Annotated in this window: 17 protein-coding genes; 11 read left to right on the plus strand and 6 right to left on the minus strand. The window is 39.6% G+C overall.

The window, feature by feature from the left end; translation table 11 throughout:
• The first annotated feature begins 187 nt into the window (after positions 1 to 187).
• Together ACPWSO_RS10030 and ACPWSO_RS10035 are read left to right on the plus strand one after the other, a co-directional pair.
• Positions 188 to 595 carry a YbaN family protein gene (locus ACPWSO_RS10030; protein WP_426082967.1) on the plus strand — a complete coding sequence of 136 codons (408 nt, stop codon included), beginning with the start codon at positions 188 to 190 and terminating at the stop codon, positions 593 to 595.
• Positions 596 to 681: 86 nt separating this feature from the next.
• On the plus strand, positions 682 to 822 hold the full coding sequence (locus ACPWSO_RS10035; protein ID WP_426082969.1) for a hypothetical protein: 141 nt from the start codon (positions 682 to 684) through the stop codon (positions 820 to 822).
• A gap of 182 nt (positions 823 to 1004) precedes the next feature.
• Here the strand turns inward: ACPWSO_RS10035 and ACPWSO_RS10040 are convergent, their stop codons facing one another.
• The 3 genes from ACPWSO_RS10040 to ACPWSO_RS10050 are packed head-to-tail and all read right to left on the minus strand — an operon-like array spanning position 1005 to position 3982.
• Complete coding sequence (locus tag ACPWSO_RS10040; protein ID WP_426082971.1) at positions 1005 to 1241, minus strand: hypothetical protein; 237 nt, start codon at positions 1239 to 1241, stop codon at positions 1005 to 1007.
• Positions 1242 to 1265: 24 nt separating this feature from the next.
• Positions 1266 to 2582 (minus strand): PTS sugar transporter subunit IIC, encoded by a 1317-nt coding sequence (locus ACPWSO_RS10045; protein WP_426082973.1) that lies wholly within the window; start codon positions 2580 to 2582, stop codon positions 1266 to 1268.
• A 17-nt stretch (positions 2583 to 2599) separates the two neighbouring features.
• Positions 2600 to 3982, minus strand: coding sequence for a glycoside hydrolase family 1 protein (locus ACPWSO_RS10050; protein ID WP_426082975.1), 1383 nt, complete (start codon positions 3980 to 3982; stop codon positions 2600 to 2602).
• A gap of 167 nt (positions 3983 to 4149) precedes the next feature.
• Between ACPWSO_RS10050 and ACPWSO_RS10055 the strand changes: the two genes are divergently transcribed.
• Entirely contained in the window at positions 4150 to 4917 is a 768-nt protein-coding gene (locus ACPWSO_RS10055) for a MurR/RpiR family transcriptional regulator (protein WP_426082977.1), read from the plus strand.
• Positions 4918 to 5119: 202 nt separating this feature from the next.
• Here ACPWSO_RS10055 and ACPWSO_RS10060 read toward each other — a convergent pair whose 3' ends face one another.
• Positions 5120 to 5719 (minus strand): hypothetical protein, encoded by a 600-nt coding sequence (locus ACPWSO_RS10060; RefSeq protein ID WP_426082978.1) that lies wholly within the window; start codon positions 5717 to 5719, stop codon positions 5120 to 5122.
• A gap of 163 nt (positions 5720 to 5882) precedes the next feature.
• A complete protein-coding gene (locus ACPWSO_RS10065) occupies positions 5883 to 6473 on the minus strand; it encodes a hypothetical protein (protein WP_426082980.1) in 591 nt (196 codons plus the stop codon).
• Positions 6474 to 6875: 402 nt separating this feature from the next.
• Between ACPWSO_RS10065 and lepB the strand changes: the two genes are divergently transcribed.
• The 8 genes from lepB to ACPWSO_RS10105 all read left to right on the plus strand — a co-directional run bounded on the left by lepB (position 6876) and on the right by ACPWSO_RS10105 (position 21733).
• On the plus strand, positions 6876 to 7418 hold the full coding sequence (lepB, locus tag ACPWSO_RS10070; RefSeq protein ID WP_426083020.1) for a signal peptidase I: 543 nt from the start codon (positions 6876 to 6878) through the stop codon (positions 7416 to 7418).
• Between the two features lie 571 nt (positions 7419 to 7989).
• Positions 7990 to 11559 (plus strand): PD-(D/E)XK nuclease family protein, encoded by a 3570-nt coding sequence (locus ACPWSO_RS10075; RefSeq protein WP_426082982.1) that lies wholly within the window; start codon positions 7990 to 7992, stop codon positions 11557 to 11559.
• The gene (addA, locus tag ACPWSO_RS10080; protein WP_426082984.1) at positions 11552 to 15349 is read left to right on the plus strand and encodes a helicase-exonuclease AddAB subunit AddA; all 3798 of its coding nucleotides are present in this window, start codon (positions 11552 to 11554) and stop codon (positions 15347 to 15349) included. Before ACPWSO_RS10075 ends, addA begins: the two co-directional genes overlap by 8 nt.
• A gap of 66 nt (positions 15350 to 15415) precedes the next feature.
• Complete coding sequence (locus ACPWSO_RS10085) at positions 15416 to 15760, plus strand: winged helix-turn-helix transcriptional regulator (protein ID WP_426082986.1); 345 nt, start codon at positions 15416 to 15418, stop codon at positions 15758 to 15760.
• A gap of 370 nt (positions 15761 to 16130) precedes the next feature.
• The gene (gene pheS / locus ACPWSO_RS10090) at positions 16131 to 17177 is read left to right on the plus strand and encodes a phenylalanine--tRNA ligase subunit alpha (RefSeq protein WP_426082988.1); all 1047 of its coding nucleotides are present in this window, start codon (positions 16131 to 16133) and stop codon (positions 17175 to 17177) included.
• Between the two features lie 6 nt (positions 17178 to 17183).
• On the plus strand, positions 17184 to 19607 hold the full coding sequence (gene pheT, locus ACPWSO_RS10095; protein WP_426082990.1) for a phenylalanine--tRNA ligase subunit beta: 2424 nt from the start codon (positions 17184 to 17186) through the stop codon (positions 19605 to 19607).
• A gap of 222 nt (positions 19608 to 19829) precedes the next feature.
• Positions 19830 to 20483, plus strand: a complete 654-nt coding sequence (locus ACPWSO_RS10100) for a TetR/AcrR family transcriptional regulator (RefSeq protein ID WP_426082992.1) — start codon at positions 19830 to 19832, stop codon at positions 20481 to 20483.
• Between the two features lie 29 nt (positions 20484 to 20512).
• The gene (locus tag ACPWSO_RS10105; RefSeq protein WP_426082994.1) at positions 20513 to 21733 is read left to right on the plus strand and encodes a carboxylate--amine ligase; all 1221 of its coding nucleotides are present in this window, start codon (positions 20513 to 20515) and stop codon (positions 21731 to 21733) included.
• 244 nt (positions 21734 to 21977) lie between these two features.
• Here ACPWSO_RS10105 and ACPWSO_RS10110 read toward each other — a convergent pair whose 3' ends face one another.
• Positions 21978 to 22634: an amino acid ABC transporter permease gene (locus ACPWSO_RS10110; RefSeq protein ID WP_426082996.1), complete on the minus strand. Its 657-nt coding sequence runs from the start codon at positions 22632 to 22634 to the stop codon at positions 21978 to 21980.
• Between the last annotated feature and the right edge of the window lies 1 nt (position 22635).

Here is a 22635-nt window from a genome sequence, read left to right on the forward strand (position 1 = left end):
TAAATAATGATAATCATTCTTACTGCGATCTTTTTGTGCTATACTTAGCAAAAGGACTGTTAGAAATGCATTATTTCTTAGTTGCTGTTTGTTAGCTGAACAGCAATGTTTCGCATACGAAGCTTTCTGTAGAAAACAGTCAGAGTCTCAACAGTTGCGATAAGCAGAGAGGATACGAAGAAATAAAATGAAAAAATATCTATTTATTGGGCTGGGAGCTATTTCTTTCGCCTTAGGAACACTGGGGATTTTTCTACCTTTTTTACCAACAACTGTTTTTTATCTTTTGACAGGTTTTTTATGGCTGAGGAGCTCGGAAAAGCTTTACAGCAAATTTATTCAGTCAGAGAAATACCGGAGATATGTGAAAGACCCGATTCTTGATAAGAATATCTCTACACCAAATATGATAAAAATGTTTTTAGTTATTTTTATTGTCTTTTTAATTCCTTGTCTTTTAGTTGATAATCTAATCATGCGAATGACAATGGCAGCAATTTATGTTATCCATGTGATTGGATTGAGCTGGTATCTAAAGGGAAAGAAACAGCGGCTGAATAGTTCTATTGAGATTGGTGATATTAATGATCGATAAACGTCTGTTTTGTTATACAGGATGAGCCAATCAGTAATTTGGATTACGTGAACAAACAGGCAATTTTGAGAACACTGCAGGCTGGAATGAAGAATAAAACCGTGTTGCTGGTTTTACATCGTGCAACAACCTTGGCCATTGCCAACCAACAATATGAGCTGAAGCAGGGCCGGTTGAATCTGATTGAGGAAGAGCTTGGAGCAGAAGGTGTCAGCTTCAAGCAATAAAACCAAACTTATGGAAATTGCTTCGTAATGATGTTATGGTGCCGATGTATAGAACAAAAGAAGCAGGTAATAGTAGGTGGAAATAATGTCTAAACGAATGAAAGCTGAAATAAACTATTCTTAGTTATTACTTATTCAGTAATAAAAGTGTGCGCTTGTCCATTCGACAGGCGCACACTTCTTTATTTTTTTAGTACTGTTCGTTTCAAGTAAACCGTTTGTAGTAATACAGCACTGATTAACGTTCCTAAAATAATCGGCACAATGCTATGAATAACTGTACTGATTATGGCCAAAGCTAATAGGATAAAGAAAATAAGCCCTAAAAGCTTCATAAAAGAAACTGTCATTTTCTTTAGATAGTTTTCAGCAATGTAATGTGTTACTAAAATGACTAGCATATATAGAAAATAATTCATAGCTTTTACTCCTTACACAGTAGGCTATTGCTCTTCAACAGCGCGCTCTTCAGCAGCCGTTTCCTGTTCCACCTGCATTTTTTCAAACGCTTTGAAAAACGGATAGTAAATTAAAAGGGAGACGATGAAGCAGACAAACACCATGACACAGGCGACCCAGTTCCAGTTGGAGGTGATTAATGCTCCGAGAGGGGCTGGGATTGAGAAAGGCGGCTTGACCATCATTTTTGGCATCCAGCCTAAAACGGTAACGATATAAACAAGAATCGTATTTGCAATCGGCACTAAGATAAAAGGAATTGCAAGCAGTGGATTCATTACAATTGGCGCACCGAAAATCACAGGCTCATTGATATTAAATATTCCCGGCAGGATAGACAGTCTTCCCAGCTGTTTTAAATATTTAGAGCGTGAGAAGAGGAATAAAACAACCAAGGCTAGCGTAGCGCCGGTACCACCCATTTGTGCATACCACTGATAAAACTGCTCGGTAAAAATGTTTGGCAAATGGAAAGCATCAGTACCATTTTGAAATAGCTCGGCATTTTCAATGATTGCTTGATCCCAGAATGGGCGAATGACTGGACCTAAAACTGCGTGACCGTGAATTCCCAATGCCCAGAAAAGACAAATCATAAATTGAGTAATAATTCCGCCGAATAAATTGTTTCCTGTTAAAAAGCCTTTCAGCGGTGAAATGGCTAAGCTTAGCAGCTCATTTAAATTGAAATTAAAGAAGTGTCTTGGAATCCAAAATAATAAAATAACTACTAGGGTTGGTAAAAGTGCCGCAAAGGATTCTCCAACAACTGGCGGTACGCCTGCCGGCATTTTGATTTCCAGATTTTTTTCTTTTGTAAACCGGTAGATTTCTACTGAAATAAGTGCTGCTACAATTGCACCAAAGAGTCCTTGAGAGCCCAAAGGCGTGATAGGGATATACCTGCCGGCGGTTACAGCATTTCCAACTGTATCGACCCCTTCTTGAAGATTTATCGGGACAACCATCAGTAAAGTTGCCAACATCGATAGAAAGCCGCTGGTGATTTTATCCAGCTTGTAAGTGCTGCCTAGAAATGCACCGATTGTAAACGAGGCATATAGAGACATCAGCCCCACGGTAAAGCGGAAAGGAACGTCCAGAGCCTGCAGATACGGAGCAACCATGTCCGAGTAGCCTTCAATTGGCAGATTCAGTAATATTGTAAAGAATGAGCCGACGATTGTTAATGGAAGAATTGAAATCAGTCCATTTCGAATCGCCTGCAGATGACGCTGATTGCCAATCGCGTTCGCAATTGGCAGCAGCCTTGTTGCAAGATTATCAAACATTTTCATCATTAGAAATCACTCCTTTTCTAATCAAACCCATGTTGTTCAGTCACTTGTTTAAACCAATAGCCGGATTTTTTACAGTTTTTCTCTCCGGTTTCTAAATCCAAACGGTAAAATCCATAGCGGTTTTTATAAGCATTTCCCCAAGACCAGCAGTCAGCAAAGGTCCACATATGATAGCCTAAACAGTTGGCACCTTCTGCCATTGCCTGATGGAGGTAGGTCAGGTGTTCCTTTAAAAAATTGATCCGGTAATCATCCTGAACAACACCATCCTCAATAAAAGCTTCTTCATCCTGAATGCCAATACCATTTTCTGAAACAAACCAGTCGATATTCCCGTATTCATTTTGAATTTTTTTTGCAATATCATAGATTCCCTTTGGATAAATCTCAATCCCGCGGGAGGTATTCATACGGCGTCCCGGCATTTCATAGTTATCAAAAAACCACTCAGGAGAAAAAACACCATCGGGATTCGGTAGACTTTCTCTGGCTTTGACTCTTCTCGGCCGATAATAATTAATTCCCAGCAAGTCAATAGTTGTTGCTGCAATCAGTGAAAGATCTTCCTTGGTAACATTCGGCAGCTGATCATAAGCGGTTAATACTTCTTTTAGCTTTTCCGGATACTTCCCTTTTAAAATAGCATCATTAATACTCTTGGTATAAAAAAGGTCTGCCATTTCCGCTGCCAGTAAATCAGCAGGATTCTGACTGCGTGGGTAAACAGGAATCACATCCATAATAATACCAATCTTTCCTGTCAAATCCATTTTTCGATACACATTGACTGCTTCGCAATGAGCAAGAACAATATGATGAAGAACTGTAGCTGCTCGCTTAAAGTCAACAATATAGGGATAATGCCGATCATGGAGATAACCAGCTTCAGCCGGAATCATTGGCTCGTTAAAGGTAAACCAGTACTTCACACGGTCGCCAAACAGCTGGAAACAGGTTTCAGCGTAAGCTTTGTAGGCTTCAATTACCAGCCGGTTTTCAAAACCGCCGATTTCCTGAAGCTTCATAGGCATATCGAAATGATAGAGATTGATAAATGGTTCAATTCCCTGCGACAGCATTTCATCAATCATGTGATTGTAAAAGGCAACAGCCTTTGGATTGACTTCTCCTGTACCTTCAGGAAAAAGTCTGGACCATGAGATAGAGGTTCTAAATGAGTTAAAGCCAATGTCTTTCATTTTTTGGATATCTTTCTGATAATCTCTGTAAAAATAAGAGGTATGCTCGGTAGTAACGCCGTCATAGAAACGGAAGTTGAATTCCTTTGAGGCGTAGTCCCAAATGTTTTCGCCCTTACCGTCGTTTGCTTCTCGTCCTTCAGCCTGTGTGGCACTACTGGCTGCTCCCCAGAAAAAAGTGGGGGGAAATTCTATATTCATATAGTTCCTCCTGTATATTGCAGATTTGATGCGCGCCATCTATAATGGAGTATACCACCATAAAATCACAATGTTATACGCTTTCATAGGGTTGTCACATCTATCGTTTTCTTGATATATTTGACAAATCTGTCACAGCCTGTGACCGAAAGGACGGAGATAGAGGGATGTTATTTTTAGATTATATTCCGGAGTTAAATCCTTTAGAATATGAAATTTATCACTACGTTGCTAATAATTTGAAAACAGTTTCCTATATGCGGATTAGAGATTTAGCTGAAGAAACCCATACAAGCACTGCCAGTATCCAGCGTTTTTGTCACAAATTTGAATGCAATGGTTTTTCTGAGTTTAAAGTAAAACTGCAGCTTTATACAGAATCTCTTCATAAGGCAAAGGTAGCTGACGTAGATGAACGGCAGTATATTCATTTTTTGGAACGGGTCAATGAACCTTTTTTGCAGGGAAAGATTGAGCGGGCAGTGGAGTTGTTGTCTGATAAGGGATTAGTTTTGTTTTTAGGTTCAGGTTCTTCTGAAATGATTGCAGGGTACGGTTCGTTATATTTTACTAATTTGTCTCAGACTGCCCTGCGGATTGAAGACCCGTCAAATTATCCCATTGAGTGGTTTCCTGATGATATTTTGCAGAATACTTGTGTGATTGCTTTATCTGTCACTGGAGAAACAAAGGAAATCATTCACTATATTAAGCGGCTGAATACAAAAAAATGTCCGATTATCTCCATTACCAATAGTGATAGCTCAACGATTGGCAGGCTGTCGGATTTAAATATTCCTTATGGGATCAATCGGGAAACTATCTATAAAACAAGTGATAATCATGACAAAACAATTGAGTTGACGTCCCAGCTGCCAGCCTTATTTTTGATAGAAAAAATTGCCAAACGTCTGCGCTTGAAGAAAAATATTTAAAAAGAAAGAACAGGTGACTATCTCCCCAGATTATTCTTTAACTAAAAGAACTTGAAATAGCATCATGGAATTCCTGCACTTGTTTCAAGCTTTGCGATTTTATTCAGTTTGTTTGTCTTACCAACAAAATTTGAAATAAAATCTTTTTTATCAGGATTTTAGCTTGTTTTACCCTAGTCTAATAAAGAAAGAGATGACCGATTTACCGGTCATCTCTTTCTTCTGTTTCATCATTATAATCATAGTATTGTGTTTGCTGGTTGTACAAGTTATCAGAAGGATTCTCAGGATGAGAATAGTAATCAGAGGAGTGATCCGGATACTGTTCGGAATTGGCAAACGAGTCATAGTGCTCACTACTATGACTATTTTCTTCAGTATAATCAGCTGGCTGATTTTGATTTTCATAGGAAGAATCAGTGTAATTATCCTCCTGACCGTAATCATCGCTGTAGTAGCTGTTTTGATAGTCATTTTCAGTTGTCTGATTCGGTTCATAATAGTTTTGCTTCTCTGGATAATCCTGATAGCTGTCTTCTGGATAATTTGTATAATAAGCATCCTGATTAGTATACTCAGGTGTCTGAACTGATTCATAGTCAGCTGGTTCATTATAGGGGTAGCCATAATTTTGTTCGGTAGAAGGAGCTGCTGAAGTTTCACCAAATCGATTGGCAATTTTTGCTCTCAGCTTCGCCTGTTTTTCTTTTCTTCCTCCAGTAAGCGTCAGATAAATAATTAAGACAATCATCAGAATGGTTAAAATAATTAATCCGATATACTGGCCAAATGAAATAAACATGATGACCTCTCCAGTCGTTGAATTTTCTTCTAGTGTACCAAATGTTTCTTTTTACGTCACTCTTTTTACAATGAAATTTTCAAAGTCTTAATCATTTATGTAAAAAACAAAGCAGCAAATCAATAGGAAGGTCCGGATTGATTTGCTGCCTGTTCTATCATGCTTAACGAACTCTAGTAAATTCCATCGTCGTATCAATTTCTAAAATATTGCCTTCTCTTAAAACATAATTTTTCAAGCTGTCGCCTTCTGGATCGTCTTCGTCAGCAGGGAAGAGCCATTCAAATTTGTAATCCCCTTCTTCACGAGCCGCTTCATCCTTATAAAGCTTAAAGGAATCGCTGCTGCTGCTGACTGGAATAATGTCATAAGCTCCTGCATCTAAATCTTCTCCGATAATAATTTCACCAGAAAATTGGCCAGTTTCACCAACGTCTAAAACAATAACATCGTCAGCAGATTTCTTGGAGGCTGTGTTGGAGCTTTCCTTAGTCGATGATTCTGTACTTGAACTAGACTCTTTTGAAGAACTCTTTGAACTGCTTTCATCTGTACTGCTTTCTTCTGGCTCACTTTCAGAGCTGCTTTCGTCACTCTCATCTACAAGAAGATTATCATCCCAACGGCTGCTTTTCTGCTCAAGCTTTTCAATCCGCTCTTCCAGTGCATTTATTTTTGCATCATCCGTCCGGCTGCACCCAGTAAGCATTACCCCACATAATGCTGCAAAACTTAAAATTATACCCTTTTTCATTTGAACTCCTCATTTCTATAAAATAATCGTTTTGAAGCTGACTACAGAAATGTGTAGTCAATCCAATCACTTCTAATTACTAAGTAACACTGTGGAATAAACAACAGTTTTATTTCTAGAATAATGATTAGAAATCAGTTGTATGAATGACAGGAGTTGTATCTGCCAGTGTTCAACTTCATATTATTATAACATGCTTCTTTCTTAAATAAACAGTTGTTTTATTATTTTCTCATAGATAAAAATAATAAAATATAACAAGCTATTGGATTTGATAAGTTGACTTTATGTTCGTATGGTGTAGAATTTACAAGAAGCTTTAATTATTTATAAATACAGATAATATGTTTGGTGAGTAAAGAGTGAATATGGTAAACTATAGAAAGTAAGTTTTTTGGAGGAATCATGTTGAAATCAAAAGAGATGTTAAAAACCATTGCGTTTTTTGTAGGCCTTGCAGCAGTTTTATTTCTGCTTAGGCAATTTGTATTTACCCCTGTTGTCGTAAAAGGACATTCAATGGATCCAACACTGGCTGATGGTGAACGGGTCATCGCCTTGAAAAATACAGGAATCGATCGTTTTGATATTGTGACGTTTCCGGCACCTGACAGCTCAAATAAGATTTATATAAAACGAGTTATCGGTTTGCCAGGAGAAACGATTGAGTATAAAAACGATACGTTGTATGTAAATGGTGAAGAAGTAAAGGAACCTTATTTGGATAAGTTTAAATCAGAACTGACTGACGGCGGACCGCTGACGTACGATTTTTCTCTTGAACAAATCGATGCTGAAAAGGTACCGGAAGGGGAATATTTTGTTATGGGAGACAATCGAAGAAACTCTAAGGATGGACGAATGATTGGCTTCGTAAATAAAAAAGATATACTTGGCAATGTAAAATTTGTCCTTTGGCCGTTTGACCGCTTCGGAACTATTTAAGTAGACAGACAGCAAATACTTTGAAATGAGAAGTGATTGATAGTTTGGAGAATAATTCTGCTTATCATGAATAAATAAGTTTTTTTGGCTGGGGCAGGTTAAGGTCCCAGCCAATTTTTATGATTTTTATCAATTTTAACTGAAAAAGCGTATACTTTTAATGAGGCTCTAGATAGATACGCAGAATCCCGTAAGCGCAGATTCATATGTGAAAAGGGTGCTAGGATAGAAGTACAGGCGTTTGTGCATCAAGTAGGTACTGAGTAACATCCAGATGTTTTTGTGGTGTGTTTCGGCAATAAGAAGGACTTTTTATCAGTAGGAAATGAGAGAGTAATTTATTCGGTGCCTACTACATCTTTCTAGTTGTTGGACAAACATTAAGGAACATTCTTCTTATTACCTCAAGCATTGTTTTTTAGTTATTCAAAACAATCGGGTATTGATGTATACCGATTTTTATTCAGATAATTAGTAAAAGAAGTATTTGGGCGTTACTTTATATCACAAGCTAAAATAAAGAGTAGAGCTTATAGAAGCTGATTTCATAATAATGAGGGGGAAATGGACAATGTCGCTGCAGTTTATTCGTGGAACCGGAGAAAAGAATCTTGAAGCCCCCTTAGTCGATAAGGCGCTGGAATGGTTGGCGGTTCATCCGGACAATGAAGTTTTTTATATAGTACCCAACCATATAAAGTTTGAAAAAGAAGTTGCTATCTTAAAAGAAATGAGAACTAAATCGGCTCATCCAATAGGAACGACTGCCTCTATGCGTTTACAGGTTTTTAGTTTTCAGCGCTTAGCCTGGTATTATCTTCAGCATACGCAGTATTATCAGCAGGAGATACTTTCCGACGTGGGTGCAGCAATGATTTTTAGAAAAATTTTATCTGAGAAGGAAGATCAGTTAACCGTTTTTCGCGGAGAAGTGAATAAAGCTGGTTTTATTCAACAGTTGTTTTCTTTGTATCAGGAGATGCAGGATGGAAATGTAGCACTGATGGATTTAGAAACATTTCTGAATGACAAACAAGCCTTTGAGGATTTGGATGTTGAACAAAAACTTGCAGACATCCGCTGCCTGTTTGAAGCGTTCGAAAAACAGCTGGAGCAACATGGTATTGAGGATATTGAATTTCTAAGCGTATTGTCCAGTTATTTAGAAACGAAAGATTTAAGTAACGTTCTTTTCATCCTTAGCGGTTATGATCGTTTCACTGCTAAGGAACACCTGCTTATTCGTACGCTGATGAAGCAGGGAGCAGAGCTCAAAGCATCCTTGATTTTGGATAAGCCTTATCCAGGAGAAAAACCACAGTCGGGAGATTTGTTCTTTGGTACAGGAACGACCTATTTTCAGCTTTATCAAACCGCAAGAGAGCTACAGATACCTGTGCTTTCTGACTATATTGAAAACAGTCGAGAACTCGTTCAGTCGAAGGAAATTCAGCTAAGTGCAGCTTATTGGCAGCAAGCCCAAACAAGTGTCAGTCAGGAAAAGAAACGATTGAAAGCTGAAAAGGATATTGAGATTTGGTGCGCAGAAACACCTAAAGAAGAGTTGGGGGCCGTTGCCAAAGAGATTCGGCGATTAGTTGTGGAGGACGGGTACCGCTTTAAAGATATTCAGCTTGTAACTAGAGACTTTGAAGCCTACGCATCTATTTTGAAGCCAACACTGCAGCTTCATGATATTCCATTTTATATTGACAGAGATATGTCTATGGAGCAGCATCCTTTAGTTGAATTTATCCAATCCTTGTTTGCTGTATATAATTACCATTACCGTTATAGGGATGTTCTGCGGTTTCTGCGGACTGAGCTGTTTTTCCCACAAGCCTCAACAGATGAAGACTGGTTATTGCTCCGCAATGACTGGCGTAGAAAAATTGATATCGCGGAAAATGTTGTATTGGCTTATGGATATGAGGGGAGCCGCTGGACTCGTAAAGAAGATTGGACATTCCTCCAGTACAACTATGAAGAAGAAAAGCCTGATGATACTAATTCGTTGGAAAAAGAATCAAATGAGGTCAGAAATGCTGTCCGTAGTTTGCTTCCTGATTTTTTTAAGGCTTTTGAAAAAACGAAAACAGGGGAAACTGCTGGTTTGCTGTTTTACCGCTTCCTAATCAACTGCGGTGTAGAAGAACAGATGAAGAGGTGGCGTAATCAGGCGATTGCCAATGGGGCTTTAGAAGAAGCCCGCAACCATGAACAAACATGGGATGCACTAATGACGCTGATCGATGAATATGTCATGATTTATAAAGAAGAGCCGTTTGAATTCTCCGCTTTTCAGGAAATCTTCTCCAGCGGTTTGGAGGGACTGACTTACAGCAAAATTCCAACAGCAATCGATCAGGTACAGATTAGAAATATTGATACTCTCCATCCAGGTCAAGGAAAGATTACATTTGCCATTGGTTTGACTGATCAGGTTTTTCCTAAAAAGATTGAAAACAAGACACTTTTGTCCGATGAAGAACGAAGTCGTATGAATGAAACATTAGCTGATGGAAAATACTTTATGCAGGATACCCGGCAAAAGCTGGCCCGAGAACCATATGTGGCGTATATTATGCTGCTGTCTGGAACTGAAAAAATCTATTTATCCTATCCGCGAATGATTGATACAGCTCATGATGTTCGACCGACAACCTACCTATCTATTCTTCAAAAAGGATTAAAGATTGATACTATTTATAAAAATGCATTAGCGATTTCCGATGACGAAGAAATCAGTCTCAGCCATGTGGGTACCTATCGCACGCTAATTAGCGATTTAACCAATCTAAAGCGGCAGAAAGCAGAGAACCGGCTGGGACTTTCAGGTTTTTGGCAGATGCTTGAACGTTCTTTAAGCAATCAGCCGCTGGCTCCCTTAGCTGCTAGAATATTTGAAAGTATCAGCCACGCGAATAGACCGGAAAATCTGGGTGCTGAGCTGGCGGAAGAAGTTTATGGAAAACATATCCATACTTCTGTATCAAGAATTGAAAGTTTTTATCGCTGTCAATATCAGTACTTTTCCAGATATGGTTTAAAGCTGAGAGAAAGAGACCGATTTGGGTTGTCTCCGGCAGCAACAGGAGAATTCTTTCACGAAGCATTAGATCAGCTGTTTAAGGTGCTGATAAAAAACAATCAGCAAATTTCTGATTTAACAGATAGAGAGCTAAATGAGGTAGCAGAAGAAGTTCTGACAAGTGTTTTAGGTGATCGGAAATTTGACATTCTGACGTCCTCAAATCGAATGAATTTTATTCGATATCAGCTGCAGCAGACAATTAAAAAGGTAAGCTGGGCATTGAAAAAGCAAGGAGAACGCAGCGGCCTTTCAACCGTTCAAACGGAGGTTCTATTTGGTCAGCTCGCAGGTAAAAAAGGAATTCGCGGCTTAGAGCTTCCGTTACAGAATAATGGTCGTATTAGTGTGCGGGGGAAAATTGACCGTGTTGATCAGCTGGAGCTTGATGGAGAAACTTATTTGGGCGTCATTGATTATAAATCCAGTCACCGTAAGTTTAATTTAACTGAGGCGTATTATGGTTTAGCGATGCAGATGCTTACTTATCTCGATGTGGCTCTGATGGACGCTGTTGATTTAGTGGGTAAAGAAGCCAAAGCTGCTGGTTCCCTCTATCTTCATGTTCATAATCCAATTCTTAATTTTGATGGGAACAATGAGCTGGATAATCAGATATTGAAAAAATTTCAATTTGATGGTCTATTGCTGAATGACCAAAACCTTTTAGAGCATCTGGACCGTTCACTTGAACCAAAGCAGAGCTCGCTTATCTTTCCAATTGAAGAGTCGGCTAAAGAAGTGATTAAGCCTGGCAGAAGACAAGAGGAAAAATTTGTGACAAACGAGGAGTTCGATTTGCTACGGGCACACAATCGAGAGAAGTTCGTTGAAGCCGGCAATAAAATGACTAGCGGCGAGGTAAATTTGGATCCTGCCTATCAGGGGAAGGAAAGAATAGCTTGTAAGTATTGTCCGTTTCGCAGTGTCTGCAGCTTTGATGTGATGCTGAAGGAGAACAATTACCATCGAATAGAAACGATGAACAGACAGGAAATCATTGATCGCATGAAAAATGAAGTAGGAAAGGAGGGACTGAGGGATGAGTAAAATGATTCCTTTACGTTCAGAAAACGAACAGTTTACGGATAACCAGTGGCAGGCAGTTTTTGACGGGGATGAAAACATCCTAGTCTCTGCTTCTGCTGGTTCTGGAAAAACCACAGTGCTTGTCCGGCGGGTGATTGAAAAGATTAAAGCTGGGACAGATATCGACCGTCTGCTAGTTGTTACTTATACGGAAGCGGCGGCAAAGGAAATGAAGGAGCGGATCCAAACTGAACTGCAAAAAGCAATGAATCAGGAAACAGATTCAGAGCGAAAGCAACATTTTATCAAGCAGATTTCTTTACTGCCGACGGCTGCTATCAGTACCCTTCATTCCTTTTGCTTGTCCGTTATCCGTAGGTTTTATTACTTAATCGATATGGATCCGGTGTTTCGTCTATTAACAGATGAAACAGAGATGCTTTTGCTGAAGGAGGACGTATGGGATGAGCTGAGAGAGTCATTATATACAGCGGATGATGAATCATTTTATCGTTTGACCAGCAATTTTTCCAATGACCGAACAGACGATGGTCTAACTAAACTTATTTTTTCTCTCTATGAATTTGCTAAAGCTAATCCAGATCCGGAGGAATGGTTAAAGAAACTTCCCAGTGTTTACCAAGTAGCAGAGGATATCGGCGAATCTCCTCTGTATCAGGAAACCTTGAAGCCTAAGGCTGTGGAGAGCATGCTGTTGACCAGCGCAAGATATGAGCAAATGTACGAACTATCTGCTGGGCAGGAAAAACTGGAAAAAATTACAGAACTAGCTCAAAAAGAAAAAAATTGGGTAGAGCAGTTTGTTGGGTATCTGGAAGAGAATCAATTAGAAGCTGCTTATCAGCTGACGGAAGCCCTAGCCTTTGACCGGTTTCCGACTGTTAGAGTCGCTGAATTAAAAGAAATTGTAGAAGAAATTAAACAATTAAGAGAAACAAACAAAAAAACAATAAAAGAGCTGGTGGCTTCGCTGTTCACTCTATCACCAGAAAGAATGAAGCAAGTAATGGATCAATCTGCGGAAGTCGTTAAGAAAATGGCGGAGGTCGGCGCAGGTTTTATGTCAGCCTATAGTACGGAAAAACTGCGTAAAGGACTAGTAGATTTTAATGATTTAGAGCATTTTACCTTGAGGATTTTAGCTAACAAGTACGATGGAGAATGGCAGCCAACCGAGGCTTCAGTTTATTATCGAAGTAAATTTGATGAGGTGTTAGTTGATGAGTATCAGGATATCAACCGGCTGCAGGAAAGTATCCTTTATTGGCTGTATCGCGCGGATGCTGAGCAGGGAAATCTTTTCATGGTGGGGGATGTAAAGCAGTCCATTTATTCTTTTCGACTTGCTGATCCAAGTCTTTTTATTGAAAAGTATGTTAATTACGGCAAACAAGACGGTGGTAAACGAATTGTACTTGCTGAAAATTTTCGTTCTCGGGCAAATGTACTGGATTTTACTAATCTAGTCTTTGAACAGCTGATGGATGAACAGGTTGGACAAATTGCTTATGATGAAGATGCACAGCTAGTCAACGGTTTTCAGCAATTTTCTGAAGAAGGAAACTATAATACGGAATTGCTGATTTATGAAAAGAAAAAAGAAGCGACTGAAGAAAAAGCATCTACTTTTCTTTCCGAAGACTTTATGATTGAAGATAAAACAGAAGGCGAGCTTCACATGACTGCCTTGAAGATTCGTGAATTAGTCGATCAAGGGTTCCAGATTTATGATAAAAAGCTTAAGGAAAACCGGGCAGTTACTTATCGGGATATTGTTTTGCTAACGCCAACAAAAAAGAATAACTTAACAATTTTGGAGATTTTCAAATCTGCCGGCATCCCGCTGCAGGTTAATGACGCTCAAAACTATTTTCAGGCTACTGAGATTCGCACAATGGTTGCACTGTTGCAGCTGATTGATAATCCTTATCAGGATATCCCATTGGCTGCTGTCCTGCGTTCGCCAATTGTTGGTTTGAAAGAGCAGGAGCTGATTAAAGTACGGCTGGCTCAGAAGGAAGGGTTGTATTACGAGGCCTTTCTCGCTTTCAACAAGCGTCATGGGGCTACGTCAGAAGAACGAGAGCTTGCAGAGAAAACACGTCTATTTGCTGAAAATCTGGATGTCTGGCGGGAAATGGCCCGAAGAACCCATCTATCTGAGCTTATCTGGAAAATATTTGAAGATACAGCTTATCTAGATTATGCAGGAGGAATGCCGGCTGGAAAACAGCGGCAGGCGAATCTCTATGCCTTAGTTGACCGGGCAGCCAATTACGAAAAAACCAGTTTTCGTGGGCTATTTCAATTTATACGTTTCATCGAAAAAATGCAGGAGAAAGATAAAGATTTAGCGGAGCCTGTTATTTTAGAAGATGAAAATGCTGTGCGGGTAATGACTATCCATGCTAGTAAAGGGTTGGAGTTCCCTGTTGTTTTTGTTTTAGATATGACAAAGGAGTTTAATTTGTCTGATTTGAAAGAACGTTATATATTTGATGATCGATTAGGCGCAGGTATTCGCTTCCTCGAAGCAGATACACGAACCTTATACGATACACTGCCGTTTCTTGCACTGAAGCAGATAAAAATGAATAAGCTGTTGTCAGAAGAAATGCGTAAACTATATGTAGCATTGACGCGAGCTGAACAAAAACTTTTTCTTGTGGGGTCTTATAACGATCAGGAAGCTGCTTGGAAAGAATGGGGAAAGGTCAAAGATGTTGCCACTCTAGTTCTGCCTCAGGAGAATCGGCTTCAAAGTAAGAGCAGTTTGATGAACTGGATTGGTATGACGCTTGTTCGCCATGTTGATGGTCAAAACCCATTTTTCTCAACTGCTTCATTGAAAGAAATTAGGGAACACTCTGGCCGGTTTACCGTTTCTTTTATGGATGAACCAATGATACAGGAAGCATTTTCCAAGCTTCAAAGTTTTGAGAAGATGCCTGTAGAGAAGTCAGTCTCCGGCAAAGATAATCAAGTGTTGCTGACAAGAGGATTAAAACGTCTAAACTACAATTATCCATATGCTATCTCAACCCAGACAACCAATTATCAGTCTGTGTCTGAAATTAAGCGGCTGTTTGAAGATCCTGATGAAAAATCGATTGGTAAGCTGGATATTTCAGAACAGCAGGCAAAAATGAATGAACGAATTGTTAACCGATTGACAACAGAGGAGTTCAGTAGACCTCGGTTCATGGAAGAGATTCAACAGCCGTCAGCGGCGGATGTAGGAACGGCTACTCATTATCTACTGCAGCTGATTGATTTAACTGAAACACCTGAAAGAGCAACCTTAGAGCAGCTGTTGAAAAGACTAATAGAACAGGGCCTAATCACAGAACAAATTGGTCAGCGGATAGATATTTCCCAAATGGTAAGCTTCTTTCACTCAGAGCTTGGAAAGCTCCTGCTGGCTCATCCGGATAAGGTAAAAAGAGAGCAGCCCTTTTCGATGTTGATGAAAGCCGAGGATGTCATTAAGGATTACCCTGAGCAGACAGCGGATGATTTGCTTGTTCACGGAATCATCGATGGCTATCTGGAGCTGGATGACCGCTGTATTCTTTTTGACTACAAAACAGATTACATCAAAAAGGCAGATGATGCTGCAGAGCTTAACCGGATGCTGCAGCGCTATCAAGGACAGCTAAGGATGTACCAGCAAGCGCTTGAATTATCTACGAATAAGCCAGTTAGTCATGTTTATATGGTTCTGTTGAACGGTGGAGTAATTATTGATTTACTAAGTAGACAAGTAACTAAGATAGAAGCTTTTGAATAAAAGAAAAGCAGATGAACTTACAAATAGTAAGTTCTGTGCTATACTCTTTTCATGAGGTGAGGAAAAATGGAGCAAGTAAAAACAACCAGCTTTTCTTTATGTCCTAAATTCGAGAAGGCTTTTGGGATTTTAGGAAAGAAATGGAACGGTTTAATCATTGATGTTTTGCTGGAAAATGGACCTCAACGTTTTGGTGAACTGAAAAATAAGATCCCGATGCTGAGTGACCGCCTGCTTGTTGAACGATTGAGAGAGCTGGAACGTGAACAGATTGTCAGTAAAGCTGCTCGCTGTGATGATTCTGGAAGATTAGAATATTTTCTGACGGACAAGGGTGAAGATTTGGAGAAGTCGATGAAGCAGCTGCAGGTTTGGGCAGAAAAATGGGTCACTGATGAAGAATGCAGTTGACCAATTGAAAATTTTCTTGTAAACTGATAGTCAATTAAATAATAAAGAACGCTGATGGAAGCAAGTAGTTTGGTTGATTCGTAAAAGGGAAGATTTGTCATAGACTGAAAGCAGATCACGAAATCGAAAAATGAACATTTCACTTCCGGAGTTTGTTTTGTCTTGATTGACTTAACCGGCAGAAACCGTTAAAAAATAGAGTGCACAGCATATTTTTGTTGTGAATGAGGATGGTACCACGAGAGCTCGTTCCTTTTTTAAGGAACGAGCTTTTTTTATTTTTACCAATTTTAACAAGGATTTCTAGCTGTTATCCGTCTGGATAAAGAAACAAGCAGCGGCTGAATATAAAAGGGAAAGGAAGAATATTATGTCATTAAAGACACAACTAGAAGTGTTGAAGGATGAAACATTGCTGAAAATTAGTCAAAGCAGTGATTTAAAAGAACTGAATCAAATCCGAGTAGAAACACTTGGAAAGAAAGGACCGATTACTGAAGTCCTGCGAGGAATGAAGGATTTATCTCAGGAAGAGCGTCCAGTTGTTGGAAGCTTTGCCAACGAAATTAGAGATTTACTGAGTGAAGCGGTTGAAGAACGGAAAGCAGTTCTTGAAGAAGCAGCAATGAACGAGGCATTGGCACAAGAAACGATTGACGTGACGCTTCCGGGAACACAAACTAGCCGTGGAGGCAGACATGTTCTTTCTCAAATTATGGAAGAAATTGAAGATATTTTTATTGGAATGGGCTATCAGATTGTTGAAGGGTATGAGGTAGAATCCGATCACTATAATTTTGAACGAATGAACCTGCCGAAGGATCATCCGGCCAGAGATATGCAGGACACCTTTTACATTTCAGATGAAATTTTAATTCGTACCCACACCTCTCCTGTTCAGGCACGGACTATGGAAAAACACGATTTTTCTAAAGGTGCTCTGCGAATGATTTCGCCAGGGAAGGTTTTCCGCCGGGATACAGATGATGCAACACATAGCCATCAATTCCATCAAATTGAAGGGTTAGTAATTGATAAGAATATTACAATGGGCGATTTAAAGGGGACATTGGAAGTTGTCATTCGAAAAATGTTCGGTGAAGATCGGACGATTCGTCTGCGTCCAAGCTACTTTCCGTTTACAGAGCCTTCTGTAGAGGTGGATGTAAGCTGCTTCAAATGCGGCGGCGAGGGCTGTAATGTTTGTAAGCATACTGGCTGGATTGAAATTCTGGGGGCTGGTATGGTTCATCCCAACGTTTTGGAGATGTCAGGAATCGATCCTCAGGAATACTCCGGGTTTGCTTTCGGCTTAGGACCAGATCGGGTAGCGATGCTGCGTTATGGTGTGAATGATATCCGCAGTTTCTATCAGAATGATTTGCGCTTTTTAAATCAATTCAAGGAAAAGGAGTAGAAATCTATGTTAGTTTCATATAAATGGCTGAGTAAATATCTGGATTTATCAAAAGTAACACCAAAAGAGCTTGCAGATAAAATGTCGGTCACCGGCATTGAAGTTGAAGGTATTGAAATTCCCGAAGAGGGATTGAAAAAGATTGTGGTTGGAGAAGTGAAGGAATGCATTCCTCACCCTAATTCTGATCATTTGTCCATTTGTCAGGTAGATATCGGGGAAGAAGAGCTTTCGCAAATTGTTTGCGGCGCTCCTAACGTGAAAACTGGAATTAAAGTTATCGTTGCTTTACCTGGTGCACGAATTACCGGCAATCAAAAAATCAAAAAAGGTAAAATGCGGGGAGAAGTTTCCAATGGAATGATTTGCTCTCTGCAAGAGCTTGGCTACTCAGAAAATGTTATTCCTAAAGCTTATGCGGAAGGAATCTACTACTTGCCTCAAGAGGCTGTTAACGGTACGGCTGTCTTTCTTTATCTCGATATGGATGATGCGATTATTGAGCTGTCTATTACACCGAACCGGGCGGATGCACTGAGCATGCGCGGGGTTGCTTATGAAGCCGGTGCGATTTATCGTCAAACACCTGTTTTTGAAGAATTTGCTTTGAAAGAAGATACAAGTGAAACTGCGGCAGATTATGTTTCAGTTGAAGTAGCCGATAAAGCAGATACGCCAGCTTATCAAATTCGAATTATTAAAGATGTGAAAATTCAGGAAAGCCCATTGTGGCTTCAAACCTGCTTGATGAATGAAGGGATTCGTCCAATCAATAATGTGGTTGATGTAACAAACTACATTTTACTCTTATTTGGTCAGCCGCTTCATGCGTTTGATTATGATAAGCTAAACAGTAAAAAAATTCTGGTTCGACGTGCCAAGGAACAGGAAAAAATGACTACTCTCGATGGAGGCGAGCGTCAGCTTTCATCAGAAAATCTGGTTATTACAAATGGTGAAGTTCCGGTTGCGTTAGCTGGAGTTATGGGCGGTGCTAATTCTGAAATTACAGGAGAAACAACAACTGTAGCCTTGGAATCCGCTTTGTTTGATTCTTTGTCCATTCGAAAAACTTCCAAACAGTTCAATCTGCGTAGTGAATCATCCAGCCGCTTTGAAAAAGGGATTAATAAAGGCACTGTTGGAGCAGCAGGCGATGCCGCTGCAGCGATGATTGCTGAGCTTTCTGGAGGAACTGTAGTTTCTGGGAAAAGTATTGGTAGTGAGGTAACTGTTGAAGAACCCGTAGTCAGTGTTTCTGTTGAACGGGCCAATCAGTACTTAGGTACAGCGTTGACTGAGAAAGAGATTGAAGAAATTTTTGAAGCGTTGGCTTTTGAATATACTTCTGAAAATGAGGTATTTTATGTAACTGTTCCTTCCCGGAGATGGGATATTACGATTGAAGCTGATTTAATCGAAGAAATTGCTCGAATCTATGGGTATGACAAACTGCCGTCTACCTTGCCAAAAGGAGAGACTGTTGCAGCCGGTTTGACTGAAGATCAGCGTTTTGTCCGTAAGCTAAAGGGAATGCTGGAGGGCTATGGTGTAAGTGAAGCCATCAGCTACGCGTTAACTACAGAAGAGAAAGCGAGACAGTTTTCATTAAAAGAAAGCCAGCCAACAAAGCTGAACTGGCCGATGAGCGAAGAACGTTCAGTTTTGCGTATGAATCTGATTTCTGGTTTGTTAGATGATATAAATTATAACGTTGCCCGCAAAAATAGTAACGTCTCACTATATGAGGTAGGCAGAGTGTTCTATCAGGAAAATGATCCGTTAAAAAACCTGCCTGATGAAGAAAATCATTTAGCCATTGCAGTGACTGGAAATCGTTTGGATAAGGATTGGCAGACAACTGCTTCAGCAGTAGATTTTTATACATTGAAGGGGATGCTGGATAACTTGTTTGAAACAACTGGTTATCAATCTGGAATAACGTTTGAAGGAACAGCTGAACTGCCTGAAATGCACCCGGGGAGAACAGCTTATATCAAGCTAAATGAAAAAACTATTGGTTTTATCGGTCAGATTCATCCTTTAACCGCTAAAGCGTATGATATTCCAGAAACATATGTTGCTGAGCTGAATCTGCGCGGACTGCTTGCTGCTGAAAAAGAAGAATTTGTCTTTCAAGCTGTTTCTAAATTCCCGGAAGTAAGTCGGGATGTAGCTCTGCTAGTTGTGGAGACCGTGACAAATCAGGAATTGACAAGCTGTATTTGGGAAAATGCTGGCCGTTTCCTAAAAAATGTTCATCTTTTCGATGTATATCAGGGAGCTAATATTGATTCTGGCATGAAATCAATGGCATACAGTCTGACATTTGCCAACTCTGAGGCAACCTTGGTTGAGGAAGAAGTGAATAGTGCAATGAAGAAAATTGAGAAAGCATTAACTGAGAAGTTCAGTGTAACTATTCGCTAGGTCTATTAGCTAGAAGTTATCTATGAGGGCTTCTGCGGCTTGATTTGCCGCTATTTAATACAGATAAGTACTTTGTCTCACGAGTCATGTAGAAATGATTAAAAGAAGCGTTTGAGCATTTAATTATGTCTCAAGCGCTTTTTTTCTTGAATTTCTTATAAAAATCGTGTAAGCTAAATACGAATGAACCATTCATTCATATTTAGTAAGGAGGACTATATTATGAAGAAGCATGTATTAGAACAAGTAACAGCAGCTGCTGTTTCATTATTTATCAGACAGGGATTTCGTCAGACAAAAATTAGTAATATTGCTGAAAACGCAGGGATAGCAACTGGAACGGTTTATAATTATTTTACTAGCAAAGAAGCGATTTGGAATTACCTATTTTTCGTTCATTTAAAAATAGCAGAGGAACCAACCTTTCCCATCGTAGAAATGGAGCAATCGAGTTTGCATAAAATGATTGAAAAAACCTTTGAAGAACAGGACACAGAGTTAAAAAAGAATATTTTGAGGGAAGAATGCCGATTTGAAGAGCTAATTGATCGTTTGATTGACCGAATGACTGAATATAGGGCTGTTTTTCTAATGATTGAGAAAAATAAAGAAGTAGATCCCCTACTTACAGAAATCTATAGAAAGTATCGTTATCAGCTGTTTTCTTACGTAGAGCTATTTTTTGATAGAGAAATGAAAGCAGGCAGGATTCGACAACTGACACACCAAACTTACCATGTGGAGCTAGTGATTGAAAGTATCGCGCGAATGGTTATCTACAAGAAGTACGAGGCTTTTGTTGAAGAGGATTATGAGATTTCGTCCATCCGTCAGGTTTTAAAAGACATGCTGACACACGCGTATCTTTTATACTAACGAAGGATTGTTTGAAAGGAGGAAGCAGCATGAAAAAAATTTTAATGTCAGAGGGAGCCAGCTTAACATCTAGAGAAACATTGACTGTGTTAAAAAAAGCAGGAGTGATTGTAGATGTAATGGGGGCATCAAAGTGGTCAATTAGCCGTTTTTCCAAGTGGCGTAGACATTATTTTTCAGGATATCGGGTAAACGAGCCGAAAGCATTTTTAAAAGAAATCAGTACACGACATGAACAGAACCACTATACCTGTCTTTTACCTACTCATGAAGAAATCTGGCTTTTTGCCTGGACTAAGAACTATTTAAAAGGTCTTCCAGTTTACACTGCTTCAAAGGATGCTTTTGAAAAGGTTGAAGGAAAGCGTCAGTTTGCTCAATTAAGTGAGCAGATTCATTTTCCTCAACCACAATGGTGTCTGGCTGAAAACCGAGCTAGCTGGTCAGAATTCCCCTGTTGGCTGAAAGCTGATTTCAGCACTGCAGGCAGAGGTGTGGTGAAGATTCATAACCCTCAAGAGCTTGAAGAAGAGATGCAGGTTTTTGCGGAAAAGGGAATCAAAGTGAGCGATTTAATGATTCAAAAAAATGTAAGCGGTACCTACGGACAAGTACAGGCCTTGTTTGAAGAAGGGAAGCTGATTGCTGTTCATAGTTCACAACAAACCGGTATTGGTCCCGGCGGCTCGGCAGCAGCTCGAATCAGCTGTGATAGTACAGAAGCTATTCAGCAGTTAATTGCTTTTGGCCGGCATACAGGCTGGAATGGTGGAATTACATTTGATTTTATTAAGAATAAGCATCAATTATTATTTATTGAATGCAATCCGCGGATGGTTGAGCCAGGCAATGCGGCAGCAGCTGGTGTAAATTTTCCTGAGCTATTGATTGGGTTAAATGAAAAGCAGGAATTTACTGACCAGCCATTAAGAATAGGAAAAGCCGGCGTTAAAACACATAGCACCCTTGCATTACTTATGGGCACTGCTGAAAAGACGGAAAGCAGGTTGGAAATACTTAAAATATTTTTCAGTTGTTTATTCCATAAAGGGATGTTTAAAGAGAGTAGAGAGGTTTTAACTCCATTGAATGATCTGCCGAGCTTGCTGCCTTTAATGGTTGCTTTTATCATTTTTCTGATGAATCCGAAGGTGCATAGAAAGATGACAGCACAGGCGGTTAACAACTATAGTCTGTCGCCAGAGATAATTCAGAAAATCGCTGAAGGAGATTGTGACAAAAGTGTTTAGCTCCGAGAACCAAGTAGGCACTGTTTAACATCAGCTCTTCTCTCACTGTGTTTCATAGCAATAAGAAGGTAATCTGAAAATTGTCAAGAAACACTACGAGGAAACCAAGTAGCTGCTGATTGATACCTACCTGGTGCTTGAAGCAACCCGTCTTTACCTCAACCTCAAATAAAAAAGAAAAGCCAACGGCTGAAAAGCAGAGAAATCTGACTTTCACTCGTTGGCTATTTATCTCAATTTTTTATTAACCTTTAACCCAGTTTCGGGAAAGCCATCTTGAAAATTGTGAGATTGAAAAATTAATGGCAAAGTAGATTAGTGCGACCAGTCCATAAATCGCAAAAACCTGAGACGTTTGCGCATAGCGTCCCATAAGTATATAGGATTTACCGAAAAGTTCTTGTAAGGCAATAACTGAATAGAGGAAGCTAGTATCCTTAATCACTGTAACAAACTGTGAAATAATTGCCGGCAATACATTACGAATCGCCTGCGGCAATACAATGTAAAGAAGGATTTGAAACTTACTGAATCCTTGAGAACGAGCGGCTTCCTTTTGACCATTATCAACGCCATTCAATCCGCCGCGAATGATTTCTGCAAGAGCTGCTGTGGTGAAAACAGTAAAGCTGACGATTCCAGCGGGTGTTGATTTTATTTTGAAAATCAGGAAAATAACATAAATCCAAAGCAGGTTGGGGATATTTCGGACAATTTCAATATAGAGACTTGCCAGAAATTTTAATGGTCCCCGTTTTTGATTTCGACATACAGCAAGGACTGTGCCGAAAATTGTACTCAGGAGAATGGCAACAAAGGAAATATAAAGCGTCAGTTGTAAACCATTCCATAAAAATTTCAAATTATTAGCGGTAAAAATTTGACTAATTTGTTCTGACATA

This window comes from Enterococcus sp. LJL51 (assembly GCF_049894025.1).
Classification (GTDB): Bacteria; Bacillota; Bacilli; order Lactobacillales; family Enterococcaceae; genus Enterococcus_L.